Origin of the sequence: Leifsonia sp., assembly GCF_051955155.1 — a bacterium.
In the GTDB taxonomy this organism is placed as follows: Bacteria; Actinomycetota; Actinomycetes; order Actinomycetales; family Microbacteriaceae; genus Leifsonia.
On sequence record NZ_JBQCGZ010000078.1, the window covers coordinates 1 to 18,422 of the forward strand.

Sequence of the window (18,422 nt, forward strand, 5' to 3'; positions counted from 1 at the left end):
CTGCTTGCGGTTCTTCACGGCCTGGGTGTCGAGGGCGCCACGGACGATCTTGTAGCGCACACCGGGGAGGTCCTTCACACGACCGCCGCGGACGAGCACCATCGAGTGCTCCTGCAGGTTGTGGCCCTCACCGGGGATGTACGCGGTGACCTCGGTCCCGTTCGAGAGCTTGACACGGGCGACCTTGCGGAGCGCCGAGTTCGGCTTCTTCGGGGTGGTCGTGTAGACACGGGTGCACACGCCGCGCTGCTGGGGGTTGGCCTTCAGGGCGGGCGCCTTGGTCTTCGTGACCTTCGGCGTCCGGCCCTTGCGGACCAACTGCTGAATGGTTGGCACTGAACTTCTCCTTATATGGACTGCACGGTGACAGTTGTTGCTTTTTCTCCGCACCCCGAGCCACCCGCGTCGCGGGTCGATTCGGGAGTGATGGAGTATCGGACCGATGGCCGATATGCCGTGGGGGCGGTGATTCCGTGCGGTCTCTCCGCCCATCGGATGAGTACGTGCCGGCCCGCTCGGTGTCGGCTCTCGCGAGCACACAACAAGCGCGCGACAGAGCGCACACCCGATAAATACTATCGTCCGCGCGGTGGCCGGTCAAATGAACGCGGGCGTGCTAGCGCCCTGTCCGCGCACGGCGAAAAGGCGGCGTCCCCGATTGGGACGCCGCCTTTCCACGAGAGCGGTGCTCGGCTCAGCCGCCGATGCCCTTGGCGAGCTCGCTGTCGACGTTCTGCAGGGCGTCGGCAGCCTTGGTGAGGAACTGCGACATCCCGTCGAGACCGTTCACGGCCTCGGTGGTGCCCTTGGTGAACTGCTCGTAGGAGCTGTGGAACGCTCCGGACGCCTGGTCGGTGACGAAGCCGCCGTTGACGAGGCCGTTCACGAGGTTCTGGAGCTCGTGCAGCTTGGCGGTGATGTCGTCCTTGCCCGCGGTGAGACGGTTGGCGGCATCGGTCATCTCGCCGTACGTGACGTTCATGTTGGCCATGAGGAGTGGATCCCTTCGGTGTCGTCTGGAAGGCCGTCCCCCGGGGCCGGCCAGCTGTCATCCACCTAACCAGGACCGCGGCGCGGACGGAATGGGGAGCGGTACCCATCCCCTCCGCTCGCGCGGGTGGAGCGCCCGGTCTAGCCTGGGACGCGTGCCGAAATACAGCCCGATGAAGCCCAACCCGGCCTCGCCCGCTGCCCGTGCCTCCGCCAGGAAGCGTTCCGACCGCTCCGCGACACCGCCGTCCACGGTGGGACGGGCGCTGCGCCCGTTCGGCTACCTGCTGGTCGCGATCGTGTGGACCGTGCTCGCTGCCGTGACGCTCGCGCTGCCCGCCGCGCTCACGGTCGGGCTCGCCTCCTCGAACGGGGACTTCACGACGCGCGGCTTCTTCGCCGGCTCCGACCTGGTGGTCACCGTGCTGTTCCTGGTGTTCGCGGCCGTCGTGCTCGTGCCGCTGCTCGGCTACGCCTTCGTCGCGCTGCCGCTGGCATCGGTGCCGCTCGCCGCGCTCGCGTGGACGTACGTGGTCCGCAGCCTCTCCCCCGGCTACGCGGGCGAGCGGCTCTCCAGCACCGGCTGGTCCCGCAATGCCATCGGCCCGGTGACGCTGCTGCCGACCGCGATGTCCCTGCTCCCGGTGCGCGTCACGCCGTGGACGGCGTTCTGGGTGCGGCTGATGTTCCTGGGCTGGCAGCCCAACCGCGGCGTGCTGCTCGCGGGCATCCCGTACGGGCTGGCGTCGTTCCTGCTCGCGGGCTGGCTGCTCTGGCCGGTCGGGCCGGTGGCGGCCGTGGTCTGGACCGTGATCACCGTCGCGCTCGTCGTCCTGACCGTGCTGCTGGTGGTGCGGGCGGCGCGAGGCCAGGTCAGCGGCCGGCGGGCTCCGCGAGCGGCTGCCGGAAGCTGATCGAGTCCACGATCGCGTCGAACAGCTCCAGGTAGAGGTCGGCGTCGGTGACCATCGGCGCGTTGACGCGCAGGTGGATGCCCTGCACGCCGTCCGGGGCGACGAAGCGGTAGTCCGCGAGCAGCTCGGGCGCCGACTGCTCGTCGTACGTCGTCTGCCGCACGGCGGAGCGCCTCCGCACCGGACCGAACGAGAACGTCAGCGGCTCGCCGTCCGGGAAGGCGCGCTCCAGGCGCTCCGCGTGGTCGCCGCCGGTGGGCAGCGGCTCCCTGGCCATCACGATGGAGGCGGGGAACGGGACGCCCGGCAGGATCTCCATCGACATCGCGAGCGCGAACGCGTTCGACTCGTCGGCGAGCGCGACCAGCTTCTCCAGCTCGGACTTGGCGGTCCGCCTGACGCGCGCCAGCCGGTCGGCGCGGCCGACGCGCTCGGTGACGAGCCGGGCGATCCGGCGCGCGGCCGCCTCCTCGTCGTGCAGCGGGATCATGGCCCAGGTACCGGGGAAGACGATGGTGAGCTCGTCCCCGACCGTGACGACGCGCGGGTCGCTCATGCCGCCTCCCCCAGGGTGACGCGCACCGAGTCGGCGATGGCCTGCGTGTCGGCGACCATGTCGTCGAAGCCGCCGATGAACCCGGAGCGGAAGATCGTGTGGAAGGCCTGCGCGGAGCCGACGGGGAAGATCGCGAAGACGACCCGCTGCTCGAGCAGCGCATCCCCCGCCGCCTCGTCCTCCAGCGCGGTCAGGTGCGTGAAGCCGACGAGCTCGCCGAGCGCGTGCGCTGTTCGCCAGGACCGGTAGCCGATGATCTCGTAGCCCGGTTCGCGTGTGCCGCCTGCGGCGTCGGTCGCGGCGAGGTAGCTCTCCGGGCTGTCGCCCGGCTCCAGCTGCAGCAGCTCGTAGGTCTGGTAGGCGCTCAGCACGCCCGCGGAGGGGACGGGGACGAACACGCGGGCGCGCGTCGCCCCGGACGGGTCCTCGCCGTGCAGCACCTGCTGCAGCGCGCGCAGCTGGGGCACGAGCGGCGGCGCGCCCAGCTCGGCCGCCAGCCGCTCCGGCCAGTCCTCGGAGCCCGGCTCGCCGAGGAGCTCGACGTCGTGCCAGCCCTCCGGTGCCTCGAACGTGATGTCGACGATGTCGCGTGGACGCAGGGACGTCACTCGGTCAGCCTCCCCAGACGTTGTTGCTCTTGTACGTCGGCGTGTACGTGTTCGCGTTGTCGAGCGCGAACTTGGTCAGGTCGACGCCCGGCACCTTCGGGAGATCGGAGTGGCTCGGTCCCCCGGTGAACTTGTCGATCAGGCCGTCGACCTTGCCCGGCACGTTGACGAGGTCGATGCCCTTGTTGATCAGCGCGCTCCCCTGATGGTAGGCCGCGACCGCCGTCAGCGGGTTGAACTCGCGCGCGCCGATGTCGTGGGAGACGGCCTTGACGATGTTGTTGTCGACGCCGAGGAGCGTGCGCATCGCCTTCATCTTGTCCGCGCCGCCGGTGAAAAGCGCCCGGTACGCCTCCCGCTGGCCCGCTGCGGACTCGCCCGCCGCCTGCCAGATCTTGATCGGGTTCACGTCGTCCAGCGGCTTGGCGAACAGCTTGGTCGTCGCGGAGCGCATGAGCCTGCGGCCCATCTGCATCTTGAGGATCGCGTTCGGGGAGGTGTGAACGCCTCCGACCATCCTCGGAACGCGCGCGAGGCCCTTGATGCGAGCGGCCTTGCCGAGGAAGGTGAAGATCCGGCCGCCGAACAGGCTCAGCGCGACGCCGACCGCCGCCCCGACGATGTCGAGGAAGCTGCCCTCGCCGGTGGCGAACTTGACCACCGCGTCCACCAGCTTGATCACCGCGGCGACGAGCGCGATCACGACCAGGACCTGGCCGAGGATGGGCACCCACGAGAAGAAGATCGCGAGAACGCCCGCGATGTCGCCGATGGTGCTGATCACGTCCATGACCTTGTCCCAGAACCCGGGGTTCTTCAGGCCGTTGTTGTGGTGGTCGACGACGTCGACGATGGCGTCGATCGCCTTCTTGGCTGCCGCGTCCTTCTTGTCCTTCGCGTCGTACCAGGCCTGGTGCGCGGCCTGCAGGGCGGCGTTCGCGTCGCGCGCCGCGTCGTCGGCGTCGTCTGCGGTCTTCTTCGCGGTGGACGCGTCGTCCGGCTTCGCGTTCCTGGCGTCGGTGTGCGCGTTCGTCGCTGCGGTCTTCGCGGCGTCCGCGTCGGCCTGCTTGGAGCCGATCAGCGCGATCGCCTTGTCGGCGTCGTCCTTCGCCTCGCGCAGGGACGACGCGTAGGCGAGGAGCGCGGACGCGGTCTTCGCGTAGCGGTCCTTGGCCTTCGAGATGTCGTCCGCGGTGTCCTTCGACATCTCCTTGAGCTTGTCGACGGCCTGGGACGTGTAGCCGTCGACGTCGTGGATCTTGTTCAGCTCCTTGGACGCCCGCTGGATGGCCTCGCCGATGGCCTGATAGTGCTTTGCCTTGGCCTCGAGCAGGCCGGGGTCGCCGGTCAGCGGCTGGAACTCCCTGTCGCTCACTTCTTCTCCTCCAGTGCCTTGGCGAGGTCGCCGTCCACCTTGGTGAAGTTGTCGGCGACGGCGGCGATCACCTTCTGGACGTTCTCCACGTTCTCCGTCATGCTCTTGCGCTTCTCGTTCCACTTGTGGGCGAAGTCGCGCACGTGCCCGGCCAGCTCGTCGTGGCCGGTGGCGTCGGCGACGGAGTCGCTGAAGTCGTCTGCGTTGTGGAACTCGCGCACGACGGCGTCGAGGTCGTCGCGCAGCTGGACGAGTTCGTCGAGCTTGAGTACGAGGTCGGACACATCTCCCCCTTGGTCACGGGCATCCTGCCTTCAGCAACATACCCGGCGGGCCCAGCGGGTTCGATGGGGAGCGGTCCCCATCGTCGTCCACGCGCGCGCGTGGGTATGGTGCGTATCGTGCGCCTGAAACTCACCCTCGCCCGTTCCGCCGGAAGCACGGACGACATCGTCGTCACCGCCGACGCCGCCGCCAGCATCTCGGAGATCGCCGCGACCATCGCGCGCATCGACCCGAAGCGCACCGGCCCGCTCGCAGAGGACGCCGCGCTGACGCTGCGCGCCCAGCTCCCCGGCCAGGCCGAGCCGCTCATCCTGCCGCCGGACGCCCCGGTCGGCGAGGCGTGGATCGGCAGCGGGGCGACGGTCGCGCTCGCGGACGCCGGGCTGCACTACGCGCCGCCCGAGCTCGGCGAGACGCCGGTGCTGGCGACCCTGCGCATCCTGAGCGGTCCGGACGCCGGCCGCGAGTTCCCGCTGCGGGCCGGCTCGACGGTGCTGGGCAGGGACGAGGGCGCCGACATCGTGCTGCAGGACCCGCTGGTGTCCAAGCGGCACGTGCGCTTCGAGGCCGGGGACGGCGTCGAGGTGGTCGACCTCGGCTCGGCGAACGGCGTGGTGGTCGACGGCGGCCTGGTCACCCGGTTCACCGTCCGCCGGTCGGAGACGCTGCTGATCGGCGACACCGAGGTGGAGCTGGTCGTCGCGGCGGGGTCGGACGCGCCGCAGGCGACGCCGACGGCCGGGCCGGTGTTCTTCAACCGGTCGCCGCGGGTGGAGCGCCGGTACACCGGTCAGGTCTTCCAGGCGCCGGAGGTCCCCGCCGAGAAGGACGACCCGCCCTTCCCGCTGCTCGCGATGATCGCACCGCTGCTGCTCGGCGGCGCCATGTTCTTCATCACCCACCAGCCGACGACCCTGCTGTTCGTCCTGCTGTCCCCGGTGATGCTGATCGGCAACTACGTGGCGAGCCGGACCCGCGGCAAGCGCAAGCTGAAGAAGCAGATCGCGGTGTTCGAGCAGCGCCTGCAGGCCCTCGCCGACAAGCTCGACGAGGAGCGCGTCCGGGAGACCGAGCTGCGCAGGGCGGAGACGCCGACGACCGCCGACGCGCTCTCCGAGGCGGTCGTGCGCGGCCCGCTGCTGTGGACCAGGCGGCCGGAGCACTGGTCGTTCCTCAACCTGCAGCTCGGCCGGGGCTCGATGACCTCGCGCAACAGCATCCAGGCGAGCGAGCGCGGGGAGCTCATCCCCGAGTTCCAGGAGCGGCTGGACGCGGTCATCCACGCGCACGAGCGGGTCGATGACGTCCCCGTGCTCGACAACCTGTACGAGTCGGGAGCGCTCGGCATCGCGGGTCCCGCCGAGCTGGCGGCGGGATCGGTGAACTCCGTGCTCGTGCAGCTGACCGCGCTGCACTCCCCCGCCGAGCTCGCGGTGGCCGCTCTGGTGTCGCCGCGCTGGTCGAAGGAGCTCGGCTGGCTGAAGTGGATGCCGCACACCTCGTCCCCGCACAGTCCGGTCGCGGGCGGGCATCTGGCCGACAGCGCCTCCAGCGCCGCCACCGTGCTGAGCGCGCTCGAAGGGCTCGTGGAGGAGCGGCTGGCCGCCGCGAAGCGCTCCGCCCAGCGCCGTGGCGCGATGGAGCAGGAGCGTGCGGCGCTGGAGCGCGGCGCCGAGGTCGGCGGCGGGCAGACCGTCGACGGCACGCCGTCCCCCGTTCCCGCCGTGATCGTCGTGATCTCCGACGACGTCGCCCTCGACCGCGCGCGGCTCGTGCAGTTCGCGGAGGCCGCGGCCGACGCCGGCGTCTTCCCGGTCTGGATCGCCGACGACGTGACGACGCTGCCCGCGGTGTGCCGCACCTACCTCGCGCACGCCGACCAGCCGCACCGCGCGACCGCCGGCTTCGTCCGGCTCGGCGAGACCGTCACCGACGTGGTGACCGAGCCGGTCTCCGCCGCGACCGCGCTCGACTACGCGCGCCGGATGGCTCCGGCCATCGACGCAGGGGCGCTCGTCGCCGACGCGAGCGACCTGCCGCGCTCGGTCTCGCTCGTCACGCTGCTCGGCCACGACCTGGCCGAGTCGTCGTCCGCCGTCATCGACCGCTGGCGGCAGAACGCGTCCATCCACGACCGGTCCTCCGGCGCGCGGCCGGTCAAGCGCCGGCCCGGCATGCTGCGGGCGACGATCGGCTCTGCCGGTGTCGACCCGATGCATCTGGACCTGCGCACGCAGGGACCACACGCGCTCGTCGGCGGCACGACCGGAGCCGGCAAGAGCGAGTTCCTGCAGGCCTGGGTGCTCGGGATGGCCGCGGAGTACAGCCCCGACCGGGTCACCTTCCTGTTCGTCGACTACAAGGGCGGCTCGGCGTTCGCCGACTGCGTCAACCTGCCGCACTGCGTGGGCCTCGTCACCGACCTCTCCCCGCACCTCGTCCGGCGCGCCCTGACCAGCCTGCGCGCCGAGCTGCACCACCGCGAGCACCTGCTCAACCGGAAGAAGGCGAAGGACCTGCTGGAGCTGGAGAAGCGCGGCGACCCGGACAGCCCTCCCGCGCTCGTGCTCGTCATCGACGAGTTCGCCGCGCTGGTCGGCGAGGTCCCGGAGTTCGTCGACGGGGTCGTCGACATCGCCCAGCGCGGACGCTCGCTCGGCATCCACCTGATCATGGCGACCCAGCGACCGGCGGGCGTGATCAAGGACAACCTGCGCGCCAACACCAACCTGCGCATCGCGTTGCGGATGGCGGACGAGTCCGACAGCCAGGACGTCGTCGGCGTGCCGGACGCTGCCCACTTCGACCAGGGTCTCCCCGGCCGCGGCATGGCCAAGACCGGGCCGGGCCGGCTGACCAGGTTCCAGTCGGCGTACGGCGGCGGCTGGACCACGCGGGAGCCGGAGCGCGCGGGCATCGAGGTCGCCGAGCTCCGCTTCGGCGGCGAGGTGCGCTGGGAGGAGGAGCGTCCCGCCGAGCAGCCGGACCGCGACCTCGGTCCCACCGACCAGCAGCGGCTGGTCGCGTCGATCGTGCGCGCGCACGCCGCCGCGCGCATCCCCGCCCCGCGCCGGCCGTGGCTCGACGAGCTCGCCGCCGGCTACGACCTCGGCCTGCTGCGGCAGCGCACCGACGCGGAGCTGCTGCTCGGCGTCTCCGACATCCCGGACCGCCAGGAGCAGCGGCCGGTGTACTTCCGGCCGGACGTGGACGGCAACCTGGCCATCTACGGCACCGGCGGCTCCGGCAAGTCCACCGTGCTGCGCACCATCGCGTCCGCGGCGGCGATCACCCCGCGCGGCGGGCCGGTGCACGTCTACGGCCTCGACTTCGGCGCCGGCAGCCTGCGGATGCTGGAGAAGCTGCCGCACGTCGGCTCGATCATCCCCGGCGACGACGCCGAGCGGATCATCCGGCTGTTCCGCACGCTCAAGGGGATCCTGGAGGAGCGCGGGCCGCGCTACGCCGAGGCGAACGCGTCCAGCATCACCGAGTACCGGTCGCTGACCGGGCGGATGGACGAGCCGCGCATCCTGCTGCTCGTCGACGGCTTCCCGAGCTTCCGAGAGGACTTCGAGATCCCGGCAGGGCGGTCGCAGTGGTACGACGTGTTCCGCGACATCCTGGCGGACGGCAGGCGGCTCGGGATGCACGTCGCGCTCACCGGCGACCGGGCAGGCGCCGTGCCGACGGCGATCGGCGCGCTCGTGCAGCGCCGCGTCGTGCTGCGGCTCGCGGAGGACGGCTACGGGATGCTGGACGTGCCGAGCGACATCCTCTCGCCCGCCTCCCCTCCCGGACGCGCGATCGTCGACGGCTTCGAGACGCAGATCGCCGTGCTCGGCGGCTCGCGCGCGGTCGCCGACCAGTCGGAGGCGGTGCGCAGGCTCGCCGAGGCGATGGAGCGCGCGGGCATCCGGCCGGCGCCGGCCATCGGGTCGCTGCCGAAGGAGGTGCCGCTCGCCTCGCTCCCCGTCGCGCACGGCGACAGCCCGGTGCTGGGGCTGAGCGACGTCGACCTCGGGCCGTACGGCTTCGAGCCGAGCGGGACCATGCTGGTCGCCGGTCCGCCCGCGAGCGGCCGGACCACGGCGCTCGCGACGCTCGCCTCCTCGCTCGCCCGGTTCGACCCGCAGGCGCGGCTCTACTACCTCGGGTCGGCGCGGTCGCCCCTGGCGTCCTCGCCGCTCTGGGCGGGGACGGCGCTGACCCCCGCGGACGCGGCCGAGCTCGCGAAGGACCTCGCGGCCGCGGTGACCGATCCCGACACCGAGGGCAGGATCGCGGTGTTCGTGGAGAGCATCGGCGACTTCCTGCAGACCCCGGCCGACTCCCCGATCGTGGAGCTGGTGCGGGCGGCCCGCCGCAGCGACCACCTGCTGGTGGCCGAGGCGGAGACGAGCGCGTGGGGGTCGTCGTGGCCGCTGCTCGGCGAGGTCAAGAACGGCCGCCGCGGCATCCTGCTGCAGCCGGACTCGATGGAGGGCGACCTGCTGCTGAAGACGCCGCTGCCGCGGCTGAACCGGTCGGAGTTCCCTCCCGGGCGCGGGATGTACATCCACAAGGGCACGTTCACCCGGGTGCAGCTGCCGGTGTGAGCCTCACTCCTCGTCGTCGTGCTCCCACGGCCAGCGCGGGCGGCCGCGCTGCCGGAAGCGGCCGACGAGGACGAGCTGGTAGAGCAGGGTCACCGCGAACGCGGCGACCGCGACGGTGAGCGAGTACCAGCTGAGCAGCTGGTCGAACGCGAACAGGAAGTAGTGGAACGGCTGGCTCGGGTCCCCCGCCGCGCCGACGACGCCGCCGACCCCGATGTACACCGCGTAGCAGGCCACCGCGACGCCGAAGGCCACGCCGGGAGCGACGCGCTGCTTGTCGGCGGGGACGCGCCTGCCGAGCACGATCAGGAAGATCAGCAGCATGACGACGGCGGCGCCGACCATCGCGGGACCCACCAGCGGACCGACGGACGGGTCGGCGATCACCTCGGTGTTCGTCGCCAGCGAGATCAGCCCGAACGCGGCGACGAGCACGGCCAGGTAGAGCCCGGCCGCGAAGCACGCGACGACCGTCGCGTACGCGCGCTCGTCACGCATCCGGCTGTGCTCCGATCAGTACCCCTGCTGCACGTACGCCGCGGCGGCCTGGTTCTGGGCGTCGGCGAGCTGCTGCTCGTAGTCGGCCTGGGCCTCGGCGTTGCGCGCCTTGAGCTTGCGGCCGCGCGCGGCGAGCCACGCGCCGGTCCAGATCGAGATCTCGCGGGCGAGGACACCAGCGACGACGGCGAACGGGTTCGGCCACACGGTGCCGAGCAGGATCGCCCGCTCGCCCGGGGTGCGCGCCCAGTAGCGCAGGTCGATCAGGTCCGCCCCGACGTAGGCGAGGTAGACGAACACCGCGACGAACAGGCCGCCGAGGATGTACGCCCACCACCGCGCGCGGTTGACGATCTGGATGAGCACGACCATCCCGATGAAGAAGGCGACGACGGGGACCCAGCCGGAGTAGTGCGCGGTGAAGTAGTCCCTGAGCGTGGAGAGCAGCTCGTTGCCCGGCGTGATGAGCGCACCGATCAGCACGATCGCGACGACCCAGAGCAGCGCGAAGGCGACGGTGCCGACGAGCGCGATCAGGATGCCGACACCGCGGTTGCTCTTCTTCTTCGGCGGCTCGGGACGCTGCAGGAAGATCGGGGCGACCGCCTGCGGGCCGGGCTGCTGCGGCGCCGTCTGGGTGGCGGCGGGCTCGGGGGCCCAGGTGGCCTCGCCGGTGGGGGCGGTGGCGTAGGCGGCGGTGGCGGCGGGCGCGGGCTGGGCCTGCGTCTGGGCCTCGGCCTGGGTCTGGGTCTGCAGGTTCGCGGCCTCGGCGGCGGCGATGACCGGGGTGGCCGACTGCGCGGGCGACGCGGTGTCGACGGACGCCGATCCCGCGGCGGTCGCGCCGGGCTGGCCGGCGGGGTCTGCGGCGCGCGCCACGGCGGCGGCGACGTCGTCGTCGGTGGCGACGACGGGCTCCGGCTCGATGGTCCGGGCGGGCGCGGGCGCGGGCGCCGCTGCTGCTGCCGCAGCCGGCTCCGCGGCCTCGTCGGCCGGACGGTTCACGTGCCCGCGCGCGGAGACCGGGCTCGACGGCGGGTTCGCCATGTCGGGATCGGCGTCACGCGGCTCGGCCGCGGCGGACTCGGCCGCCGCCGACTCGGCGGGCGAGGTCGCGGGCGCGGGCGCTGCGGCGCCCGTGTCCTGCACGTTCCCCGCGGTGTCCCCGTTGCTCGGGGCCTCCGCGTCGCTCCCGGCGTTCGGCTTCGGCGTAGGTTCCGGCGTGGTGTCGCTCATGATGCCACTCCTCGATCGGCCCGGTCGGGCATCCATCAGTCGTGCCAACTGTAGCAACGGGGCACCCCTGATCGAGGGAGGGCGGGCCGGGAGCGGCTACTTGCCCGACCGTCCCCGTTCGGTACGTCGCGCCCGTGCTCGCGCACGCGCAGTCGTCCCGAACGGGGACAGTCGCGGCGCGGCGGACTACTTGGACGCCTCCGCGGGCTGCTGCGCCGCGCCGGACGCGGGCGGGGTGCCTCCGGTCTGCTGCGCCTGCGCGGTCGAGACCGAATAGATATAGCCGCCGATGGTCGCGTCCACTGTCCCGGCCGGCGCCCCCTCCGTCGTGGAGGGGTTGGACGAGAGGGCCGTCACGAGGAACAGCCGGGTCCCCTTCTGGGCGCCCTGGAGGAAGTCCAGAACGTTGCCGAGCTGCCCGCTCACGGCGACCTGGACCGGCGATGCGAAGAAGTTCGACGGCGTCACCAGAGGGTTCGTCTCGGGCGTCGGCGCTTGCGGGGTACTGGAGGGCGACGGCGCGGGCGCAGGCGTGGAGGTCGATGCGCCGGAAGCAGCGGCGGCCGGCGCTGCCGGGCTCGTGGCGGGAGGCTTGTACCCGACGGCGTCGGAGAAGGTCAGCCCCGTGATCGTGACGCCGTGGGCTGCTGCGATGGCGTTGAGTTCCTTGACGAAAGCCGAGGACTCCGTGTCGGGGGGCACAGAGGCTTTCAGCGCCGACAGCTGAGCCTGGAGCTGCGGCAGCTTCTCATGGTCGGCCTTCAGTGCGGCCAGCACAGCCTGGTAGCGCGCGTTGGTCGCGTCCACCGTGAGACGCTGCGCGGTGGAGACGGCCGCCGAGGTGAGCTGGGGCTGCACACCGACGATCCAGCCGAGCACGACGATCACCACCATGCCGAGCACCGCGCCGATGACCCAGAGACGTGTGCCGCTCATCACTTCTTCTCCTCGGTGCCGAAGCGCTTCGTATAAGCGTCCTGATTGATGTGCATCACGATGTTGACGGTGTACGTCTTCGACTGCTGATCCAGCGTCACCGAACCGGGCACCGCATCGACGAACCCCGGCAGCTTTGCCAGGGAATCCAGCCAGGAGGGCACCTGCGGGAGCGTCGGGCTGTCCGCGGTGAAGCTCAGGGTCGCGATGCGCGCCCCCTGCAGCGGCGCGGTGGATTGCGCGTATGCGGCGAGCGGTGATGCGGAATCGACGGTGATCACCTTGAGCGACACCTCGGGTGGCAGCGTCTGCTGGACCTTGACAAGGTAGTCGCGCCAGTCGATCTCGGTCGAGGCGCCGACCTGTTGCGCGGCCTGGACGACTTTCACCTGATCCTGGACCTTCCTGACCTCCATGTACTTCTGCTGCTGAGTGAGGAGGTCGGTCGTCCGGTTCTGGGCGGCGACGAGATCCTGATTCGCCGACGCCGCGAGCAGGCTGGACCCGCCGATCGCGCCGAGCGTGAGCACGAGCACCCCGATCACGCCCAGGCCGAGGGCACGGCGCGTCGAGCGGCTCTGACGAGCGGCGAGGACCTCCGGCGGGAGAAGGTCGACCCTGGGCTCGGCTCCGATGACCAGTTCGTCCCTTTTCTGCGACGTCATGCTGCGCTCCCCACTGCGAGCCCGAGCGCAACGCCCAGACCGCCTCTGCGTTGGCGGAGATCCTCCACGTTGAGCTTGCGAGAGAGTGCGAATCCAGCCAGAGGGTCGCCCATCGTGACCGGCAGCCGGGTCATCTCGGAGAGTGCGTCGGGCAGCCCGATCAGCTGCGCCCCTCCTCCGGTCAGGATGATGCGGTCCACGGTCTCCGGCTGTCGCGTGTTCACGTAGTAGTTGATCGTGTTCCGCAGGCTCGTCAGCATTTCACTCGTGACCCGATAGATCACCTCGACCGCGCGCTGCTCCTCCGGGCTGGCCACGCTCGAGGCGAGACCGAGGCCGATCTTCACGCGCTCGGCCGACGCCTCGTCGAGTTCCAGCTCCGCCCGCAGCGCGCGAGTCAGATCGGCACCCCCCGTCGGAATGATCCGCACGAACTGCGGGACGCCGTCGCGAGCGATGAGCACACAGGTGGTGTCCGCGCCGATGGCGATCAAGGCCACCGTGCCCGAGACGTTCTGCCGGGACAGCAGCACGCGGCTCAACGCGAACGGGATGAGGTCCACGTCGATGGCGGACAGGCCGGCCAGCTTCGTCGCCTTGACGTTCGCCAGCACGGCTTCCTTGATGGCGGCGACCAGCAGGCCGTTGACGACCGGTCCGCTCTCCGATACGGCCTCCGAGACGGGATAGAAGTCCAGGATCGCCTCGCTCGCCGGAACGGGCAGCATGTCCTGAACAGTGAAGGGGAGGGACTCGCGGATCCGCCGGATCGACATCTTCGGCACCGTCAGATCCCTCGCGAGCACGCGCTGGTTCCCCATACCGAGAACGACGTCCTTGCTCGTGAAACCGGCCTGGCGCCACAACCGCTTGAGCGTGGCGGCCACGGTGTTCGGTTCGAGGACCTCCCCACGACTGGACGCTCCCTCCGGCAGCGGGGCCTCGATGTACCTGAGGAGCGTCGGCCGGGGTTTCGAGGCGTCCTGGAGCTCGACCGCCCGCACGGACGTGCTGCCGATGTCGACCCCGACCACTGTGCGTGCCATGCGATTTCCTTCCCTCAGCCCTGGACGACCAGGGCCAGATATGACTGCCAGAGCACCGAGCCGAAGAACACGCCGGTCCACGCGCCCGCGAACATCCACGGCCCGAACGCGATGCCGCGGCTTCCGCCCGGCCGGACCGCGCGCACGACAACGCCGAAGAGTCCGCCGAGGACGAAGGCGGCGAACGCGCCGACGAGCAGGGGGCCGAGCCCCAGATAGCCGAGGAACAGCCCGACCACGCCGGCCAGCTTGACGTCCCCGAAGCCCATCCCTCTCGGCGATGCCAGGGCGATGATCAGGTAGAGCGCGAACAGTCCCGCCGATCCGATGACCGCCGTGGCGATGGCCGACCAGTCCCCCGAAAGCAGCGCAGCTGCCGTCAGCAGCACGAGGCCGACCAGATAGGACGGATACACGATCGCGTTCGGCAGTGTGTGCGTGTCCAGATCGATCAGGGCGAGAGCGACGCTCACGCCGGCGAAGTAGAGGAATGCGGCGAGCTGAAGCATCGCCGCGATGGTCGTCGCCGCATCTGCGGCCCCCAGGACGGCGGGCGCGAACTTCACGGCCACGACGATGAAGAGCACGCCGGTGGCGGCCTCGACGAACGGATAGCGCCATGAGATCGGCTGGGAGCAGTCACGGCAACGGCCGCGCAGCAGGAGCCAGCTCATGACGGGAACGTTGTCCCACGCGCGAATCCGGGCGCCGCATCCGGGGCAGGCGCTCCGCGGACGGACAATGCTCAGCCCGGCAGGCACCCGGTAAGCGACCACGTTGAGGAACGAGCCGATCAGCAGTCCGAAGACGCCGACCGCGGCGAGGGCGGCCGCCGCCCAGAGACCGAGCAGGGCAGCGGCGCTCATCGCGACGCTCCGTTCTGCGCGAACGCCGTCTTGACTTCCACCATCACGCTCACGCCATAACTCGTCGATACCGGAGACAGGAACTTCGGCGGCGCGACGTAGCGGAAGCGAGGGTCGTAGACGTAGTTCTTGGTATATCCATTCGTCCCGTTACGGACGATTCCGCGGAACTTCTGGGCGATCGCGCCCATGACGGTGAGTGTTCCGCGGCTCCCGCCGACGTTGTAGTTCTGCACCTGGAAGGTATGGGCGACGGAGAGGATCGCTGCGTCGATGGTGCGGCCGCTGTCGGTCAGCAGTTTGACGTTGGACGAGTTCATGGGGTTGTAGACGAAGACGGCGTTGTTGCCGACCAGCCCCAGAATGTCCGCGTTGGGGTCGTTGTACTTCACGTCGCCTGTCACGTACACGTAATTGTCCGCGTACACCGTCTCCGCGCCCTTGAGCGTGCCCTTGATGAAGACGTCGCCATTGCGGGGCTGGTAGGAGTTGCTGCTGGGAGCGACCTCGTTCGACATCGGGTAGCCCATCCCGTTGCCGTTCGCCTGGTTGCTCGCGCCCTTGCAGACCACGTTGCCGCCGGACACCGAGCATGCCGTGAGCACCGAGGGGAAGGCGTTCGCGGCCCAGTAGTTCGGGTCCGTGGTTGTGGTCGGAACGTTCTGCACGAAGATGAGGTTCTGGGCGGGAACAGGGATGGTCGCGCCACCCGCGGAGCCGAGCTGGCCGGTCGCCGTCCCCACGGTGCCGCACGCCGGCGGCGTCGAGCCGCTGGACGGCGGCGAACCGGCGACATTCGTCTTCTTGGTCCACGGCGATCGGATTGTCATGGTCCCGTCACTGTTGTAGACGATGGTGGTCGGGCCCGTGTAGAGGCAGCCCGGTCGTGGGACGTCAACAGGCAGGTCCGAACGCACTTCGTTCTTCATCGCCGCGTTCGTGGGAGGCATCCCGACCACCGGCGAGTACGTCGGCGCGTTCGGATCGTCGAAGACCTGGCCGGTGCACGAGTTTCCGCTGGAGTCCTTGGCGACATAGCGCTTGCCCGACGTCGGGTTGTAGGCGGTGGTCACGGACTGGGTGAATTCGGCACTGCAGATCCGGATCGCGTCGTTGGAGTGGACGGGGCCGTTGACGACGTCGCCGCTGTCGAACGCAATCTCGGAGCAGCCGGAACCTCGACCGGCCCAGTAGTACTTCACGCAGCTCGTGGGAGCGCCGCTCAGCGCGGGATCCTGGATCTCGTAATCGGTGAAGTACAAGAAGTCGATGAAGCCCTGCTGCTTGAGGTTCACGACGATGCTGCGGATCGAGGAACCCACCTTACCCGTGGACCTCACCCGCAGCACACCGGTGGACGCATACTTCGAGTTGTCCACCTCGTAGCGGAACGAGGCGCCGGAGCTGCCGGGGACGGCCGCCCAGCTCTCGCCTTCACCCACGCCGAACGCCGGATTCTGCTTGACGCCCGTCGGCAACGTGACGCTGCTCGTCGCGCTGAAGGTCGACGCAGGGTTGCCGTACTGCTGATATGTGTTGTCGTTGGCCAGGCGGCTCTCGTACTCCTCGATGCCGGCGAATGCCGCGGCCATCGCGTCATTCCAGTCCTGATCGGTGCGAGCCTTCTGCAGCCCGGACGCGGAGTAGGCGAGAGCGGTCGCGACGAGCACCATCAGGATGGCGCCGATACCGATCACCATGACGAGCGCAACACCGCGCTGGTCGTCGTGCATCCGCCGCCAGCGGCCAGGTCCCGTCCTCCTCGCTTGCGTCATGATCAGCTCAGCGTCCTGGCGAGACCGAGGTTGGGGATGCCGACGGTATTCTGCACCGTCACCTGCTGCGATGCATCCGTGGCGCTCGACCGCACAGTCAAGGAAATCTGCACCGCGGCGATCGAGCGCAGAGCAGTGGCATCTGTGATCCCGTTCGGCCCGGTGGGAATCGGGATGACCGTGTTGTTCGTCTGTAAGAACGTGAAGAGCTGCGTGCCACCCGCTGCGACGTTGGGGACGACATACGAGGCGATCGTCCTGGTCGACGTGGGCGGCGTCGTCGCTGAAGGGAACAGCCAGTATCCTGCCGCATTCTGCGTGGCCGCCCAGCGCTTCTCGATGAGATTCCCATTGACGACCGACAACTCGATCATGACAGGCAGCTCGGACGAGCCGTTGAGGTTGATGTACGCGTAGAGCCGGATCGTGTCCGACTTCGCGACCTCGAATGCGGGGTTGTTGAGCGACTGCCCCTGGACCGGGTTATCCGTCCCCGCGCGGATGTCACGGGTGATCTCGTTGATGGCGTTGGACGCCTGTCCGGTGTTCGCGTGCACATCTCGGCCGACGGACATCGCGTGGAGTGAACTCGTGTAGAGCGACGCGACCATTGTGGCGAAGAGTCCGAGCAACCCGACGGCGACGATGAGCTCTGCCAGGCTGATGCCGCTCTGGTCACGGTGCAAGCGCAGCAGGCGACGTCGCAGCACGGCGATCATGACGCCGTCCTGGGATCGAGCGTGACGACGTTCGAGCTGTCCTTGATCAGGGTGGTGCCTACAACAGCCGTCATCCCACTGTTGCCGACCTGGTTGGTCGTCGCCGTCGTCGAGGTGCCCTGGTAGAGCTTCCATGATCCCCAGGGCAGTGCGAGCTTGAACGTGGTGTCGGTGGACGACGTGACCTTGCTGCCGAACGTGTAGGACATGCTGACGGGGCAGCCAGGATTGCCATTGCCACTCCCGGACTGTGCTACGGCGTTGATGTAGGAACCCTTGGTGTTGTTCAGGGCTACGGTGAACACGCCCATGGTGACCTGCGCGGGGCCAGGCGTGGCAGCCTGTCCTGGCAGTGCAGAGACCAGCGGTGGGCGGCTGCCCGAATATGTTGTGGTGCCGACGATCTTGTCCGGCCAGGCTTCGGGGTCGATGGCAGGGCACACGGTGGACGCGGACACCGCTGTATCGACATACTTGCCCGCGAGCGCCGTGTAGCCGTCGGCGTAGGGGTGCAGGCCGATGGGTGCGCCCGTATAGGTCTTGACGAAGCTGCCGTAGCTGTTGATGAACGTGATGTCGAGGTTGGTCGGAGTCAGGATTCCTGTCGTGGTCCCGGCGTTCACCGCCAGCGTGCTGCTGAAGAGGCCGGCGTTCTCGAACTGGAAGCTGCTCGATGCCGAGGAGCCCGCGGCCACGCCGACGGTCTGCGTGGCCGAACCGAGCGTCTTGTTGTCGTCGCCGATGTATCCGGTTCGGCTGACCGAGACATCGTAAGTGCCGGGCGTGACCTTGAGGATGTAACTGCAGCCCTGGATGTCCGTGACCGCGGGGAGGACCGTGAGGGCCGTCGCAGTGTTGCCGGGCACTCCCGGGGTCGGCACGGCATTGACGGAGACATTCGGCCGATCGGTGCCGTCCACGCCGAAGACATGCACGAGGATCGTGCCCTTGGTGGGATCGTTGATGCGGCTGTTGGGAGCGAGCAACGTGTCAGCAACGGCGGGCACGCCGGAGTTTCGCATTCCGTCCCACGTGACCGTGACGGTCACGCGCTTGTAGAGCAATGTGCTGCCCGCCGCGTTCGCGCCGCAGTCCGCGTCCGCGCCGCTCGAGGTGACCCATTTGGTTGCGCGGCTCACGTGGAACGTGACTCCGTCGACGACGACGTTCGACGGCCCGGGAGTGTCGTTGACGCTGAAGACGTCGGTGACCGAACGCAACAGATCGATTTGGGAGGCAGCGAGGTTGAGTGCGGCCTCGCGGTCCTGCGAATCGCGGACGTTGATGAGGCTGGTGGTTACGCCAGCGGCGATCCCGACGGAAATGATCCCGAAGATCGTCATCGCGACCAGGAT

At 69.7% G+C, this 18,422-nt stretch carries 17 protein-coding genes; 2 read left to right on the forward strand and 15 right to left on the reverse strand.

All coding sequences use genetic code 11. The features are described from left to right. Together rpsL and ACTHMF_RS07770 are read right to left on the reverse strand one after the other, a co-directional pair. The coding region (gene rpsL, locus ACTHMF_RS07765) for a 30S ribosomal protein S12 (RefSeq protein ID WP_440316972.1) at window positions 1-336 on the reverse strand (336 nt) is incomplete at its 3' end. Between the two features lie 358 nt (window positions 337-694). After that, entirely contained in the window at window positions 695-991 is a 297-nt protein-coding gene (locus ACTHMF_RS07770) for a WXG100 family type VII secretion target (protein WP_314146762.1), read from the reverse strand. A gap of 154 nt (window positions 992-1,145) precedes the next feature. On the opposite strand from ACTHMF_RS07770, the gene ACTHMF_RS07775 reads away from it, so the two are divergent. Next, entirely contained in the window at window positions 1,146-1,904 is a 759-nt protein-coding gene (locus ACTHMF_RS07775) for a hypothetical protein (protein WP_440316973.1), read from the forward strand. On the opposite strand, the gene ACTHMF_RS07780 is transcribed toward ACTHMF_RS07775, so the two are convergent. From ACTHMF_RS07780 to ACTHMF_RS07795, 4 genes are read right to left on the reverse strand one after another with little or no spacing between them, the layout of a single operon-like run. After that, window positions 1,864-2,460: a hypothetical protein gene (locus ACTHMF_RS07780; protein WP_440316974.1), complete on the reverse strand. Its 597-nt coding sequence runs from the start codon at window positions 2,458-2,460 to the stop codon at window positions 1,864-1,866. The two genes, ACTHMF_RS07775 and ACTHMF_RS07780, sit on opposite strands and share 41 nt — an antisense overlap. Continuing rightward, on the reverse strand, window positions 2,457-3,068 hold the full coding sequence (locus tag ACTHMF_RS07785; protein ID WP_440316975.1) for a hypothetical protein: 612 nt from the start codon (window positions 3,066-3,068) through the stop codon (window positions 2,457-2,459). Before ACTHMF_RS07785 ends, ACTHMF_RS07780 begins: the two co-directional genes overlap by 4 nt. Before the next feature lie 4 nt (window positions 3,069-3,072). Further along, on the reverse strand, window positions 3,073-4,443 hold the full coding sequence (locus ACTHMF_RS07790; RefSeq protein WP_314146758.1) for a putative T7SS-secreted protein: 1,371 nt from the start codon (window positions 4,441-4,443) through the stop codon (window positions 3,073-3,075). Next, complete coding sequence (locus ACTHMF_RS07795) at window positions 4,440-4,727, reverse strand: hypothetical protein (protein ID WP_314146757.1); 288 nt, start codon at window positions 4,725-4,727, stop codon at window positions 4,440-4,442. The genes ACTHMF_RS07790 and ACTHMF_RS07795 overlap by 4 nt, the downstream gene beginning before the upstream one ends. A gap of 117 nt (window positions 4,728-4,844) precedes the next feature. On the opposite strand from ACTHMF_RS07795, the gene ACTHMF_RS07800 reads away from it, so the two are divergent. Beyond that, complete coding sequence (locus tag ACTHMF_RS07800; protein WP_440316976.1) at window positions 4,845-9,326, forward strand: FtsK/SpoIIIE domain-containing protein; 4,482 nt, start codon at window positions 4,845-4,847, stop codon at window positions 9,324-9,326. A gap of 3 nt (window positions 9,327-9,329) precedes the next feature. Here ACTHMF_RS07800 and ACTHMF_RS07805 read toward each other — a convergent pair whose 3' ends face one another. The 9 genes from ACTHMF_RS07805 to ACTHMF_RS07845 all read right to left on the reverse strand — a co-directional run. Then, a complete protein-coding gene (locus ACTHMF_RS07805; RefSeq protein WP_440316977.1) occupies window positions 9,330-9,824 on the reverse strand; it encodes a DUF6121 family protein in 495 nt (164 codons plus the stop codon). Window positions 9,825-9,839: 15 nt separating this feature from the next. Then, window positions 9,840-11,060, reverse strand: a complete 1,221-nt coding sequence (locus ACTHMF_RS07810; RefSeq protein WP_440316978.1) for a hypothetical protein — start codon at window positions 11,058-11,060, stop codon at window positions 9,840-9,842. 186 nt (window positions 11,061-11,246) lie between these two features. After that, entirely contained in the window at window positions 11,247-11,996 is a 750-nt protein-coding gene (locus ACTHMF_RS07815) for a hypothetical protein (RefSeq protein ID WP_440316979.1), read from the reverse strand. Continuing rightward, the gene (locus ACTHMF_RS07820; protein WP_314148445.1) at window positions 11,996-12,661 is read right to left on the reverse strand and encodes a hypothetical protein; all 666 of its coding nucleotides are present in this window, start codon (window positions 12,659-12,661) and stop codon (window positions 11,996-11,998) included. The genes ACTHMF_RS07815 and ACTHMF_RS07820 overlap by 1 nt, the downstream gene beginning before the upstream one ends. Then, a complete protein-coding gene (gene pilM / locus ACTHMF_RS07825) occupies window positions 12,658-13,695 on the reverse strand; it encodes a type IV pilus assembly protein PilM (protein WP_440316980.1) in 1,038 nt (345 codons plus the stop codon). Before pilM ends, ACTHMF_RS07820 begins: the two co-directional genes overlap by 4 nt. A 26-nt stretch (window positions 13,696-13,721) precedes the next feature. After that, window positions 13,722-14,573, reverse strand: a complete 852-nt coding sequence (locus ACTHMF_RS07830) for a prepilin peptidase (RefSeq protein WP_314148447.1) — start codon at window positions 14,571-14,573, stop codon at window positions 13,722-13,724. Continuing rightward, the gene (locus tag ACTHMF_RS07835) at window positions 14,570-16,348 is read right to left on the reverse strand and encodes a hypothetical protein (RefSeq protein WP_440316982.1); all 1,779 of its coding nucleotides are present in this window, start codon (window positions 16,346-16,348) and stop codon (window positions 14,570-14,572) included. Before ACTHMF_RS07835 ends, ACTHMF_RS07830 begins: the two co-directional genes overlap by 4 nt. Window positions 16,349-16,350: 2 nt before the next feature. Beyond that, on the reverse strand, window positions 16,351-17,067 hold the full coding sequence (locus tag ACTHMF_RS07840) for a PulJ/GspJ family protein (RefSeq protein WP_440316983.1): 717 nt from the start codon (window positions 17,065-17,067) through the stop codon (window positions 16,351-16,353). Continuing rightward, the coding region (locus ACTHMF_RS07845; RefSeq protein WP_440316984.1) for a PulJ/GspJ family protein at window positions 17,064-18,422 on the reverse strand (1,359 nt) is incomplete at its 5' end. The genes ACTHMF_RS07840 and ACTHMF_RS07845, both read right to left, overlap by 4 nt.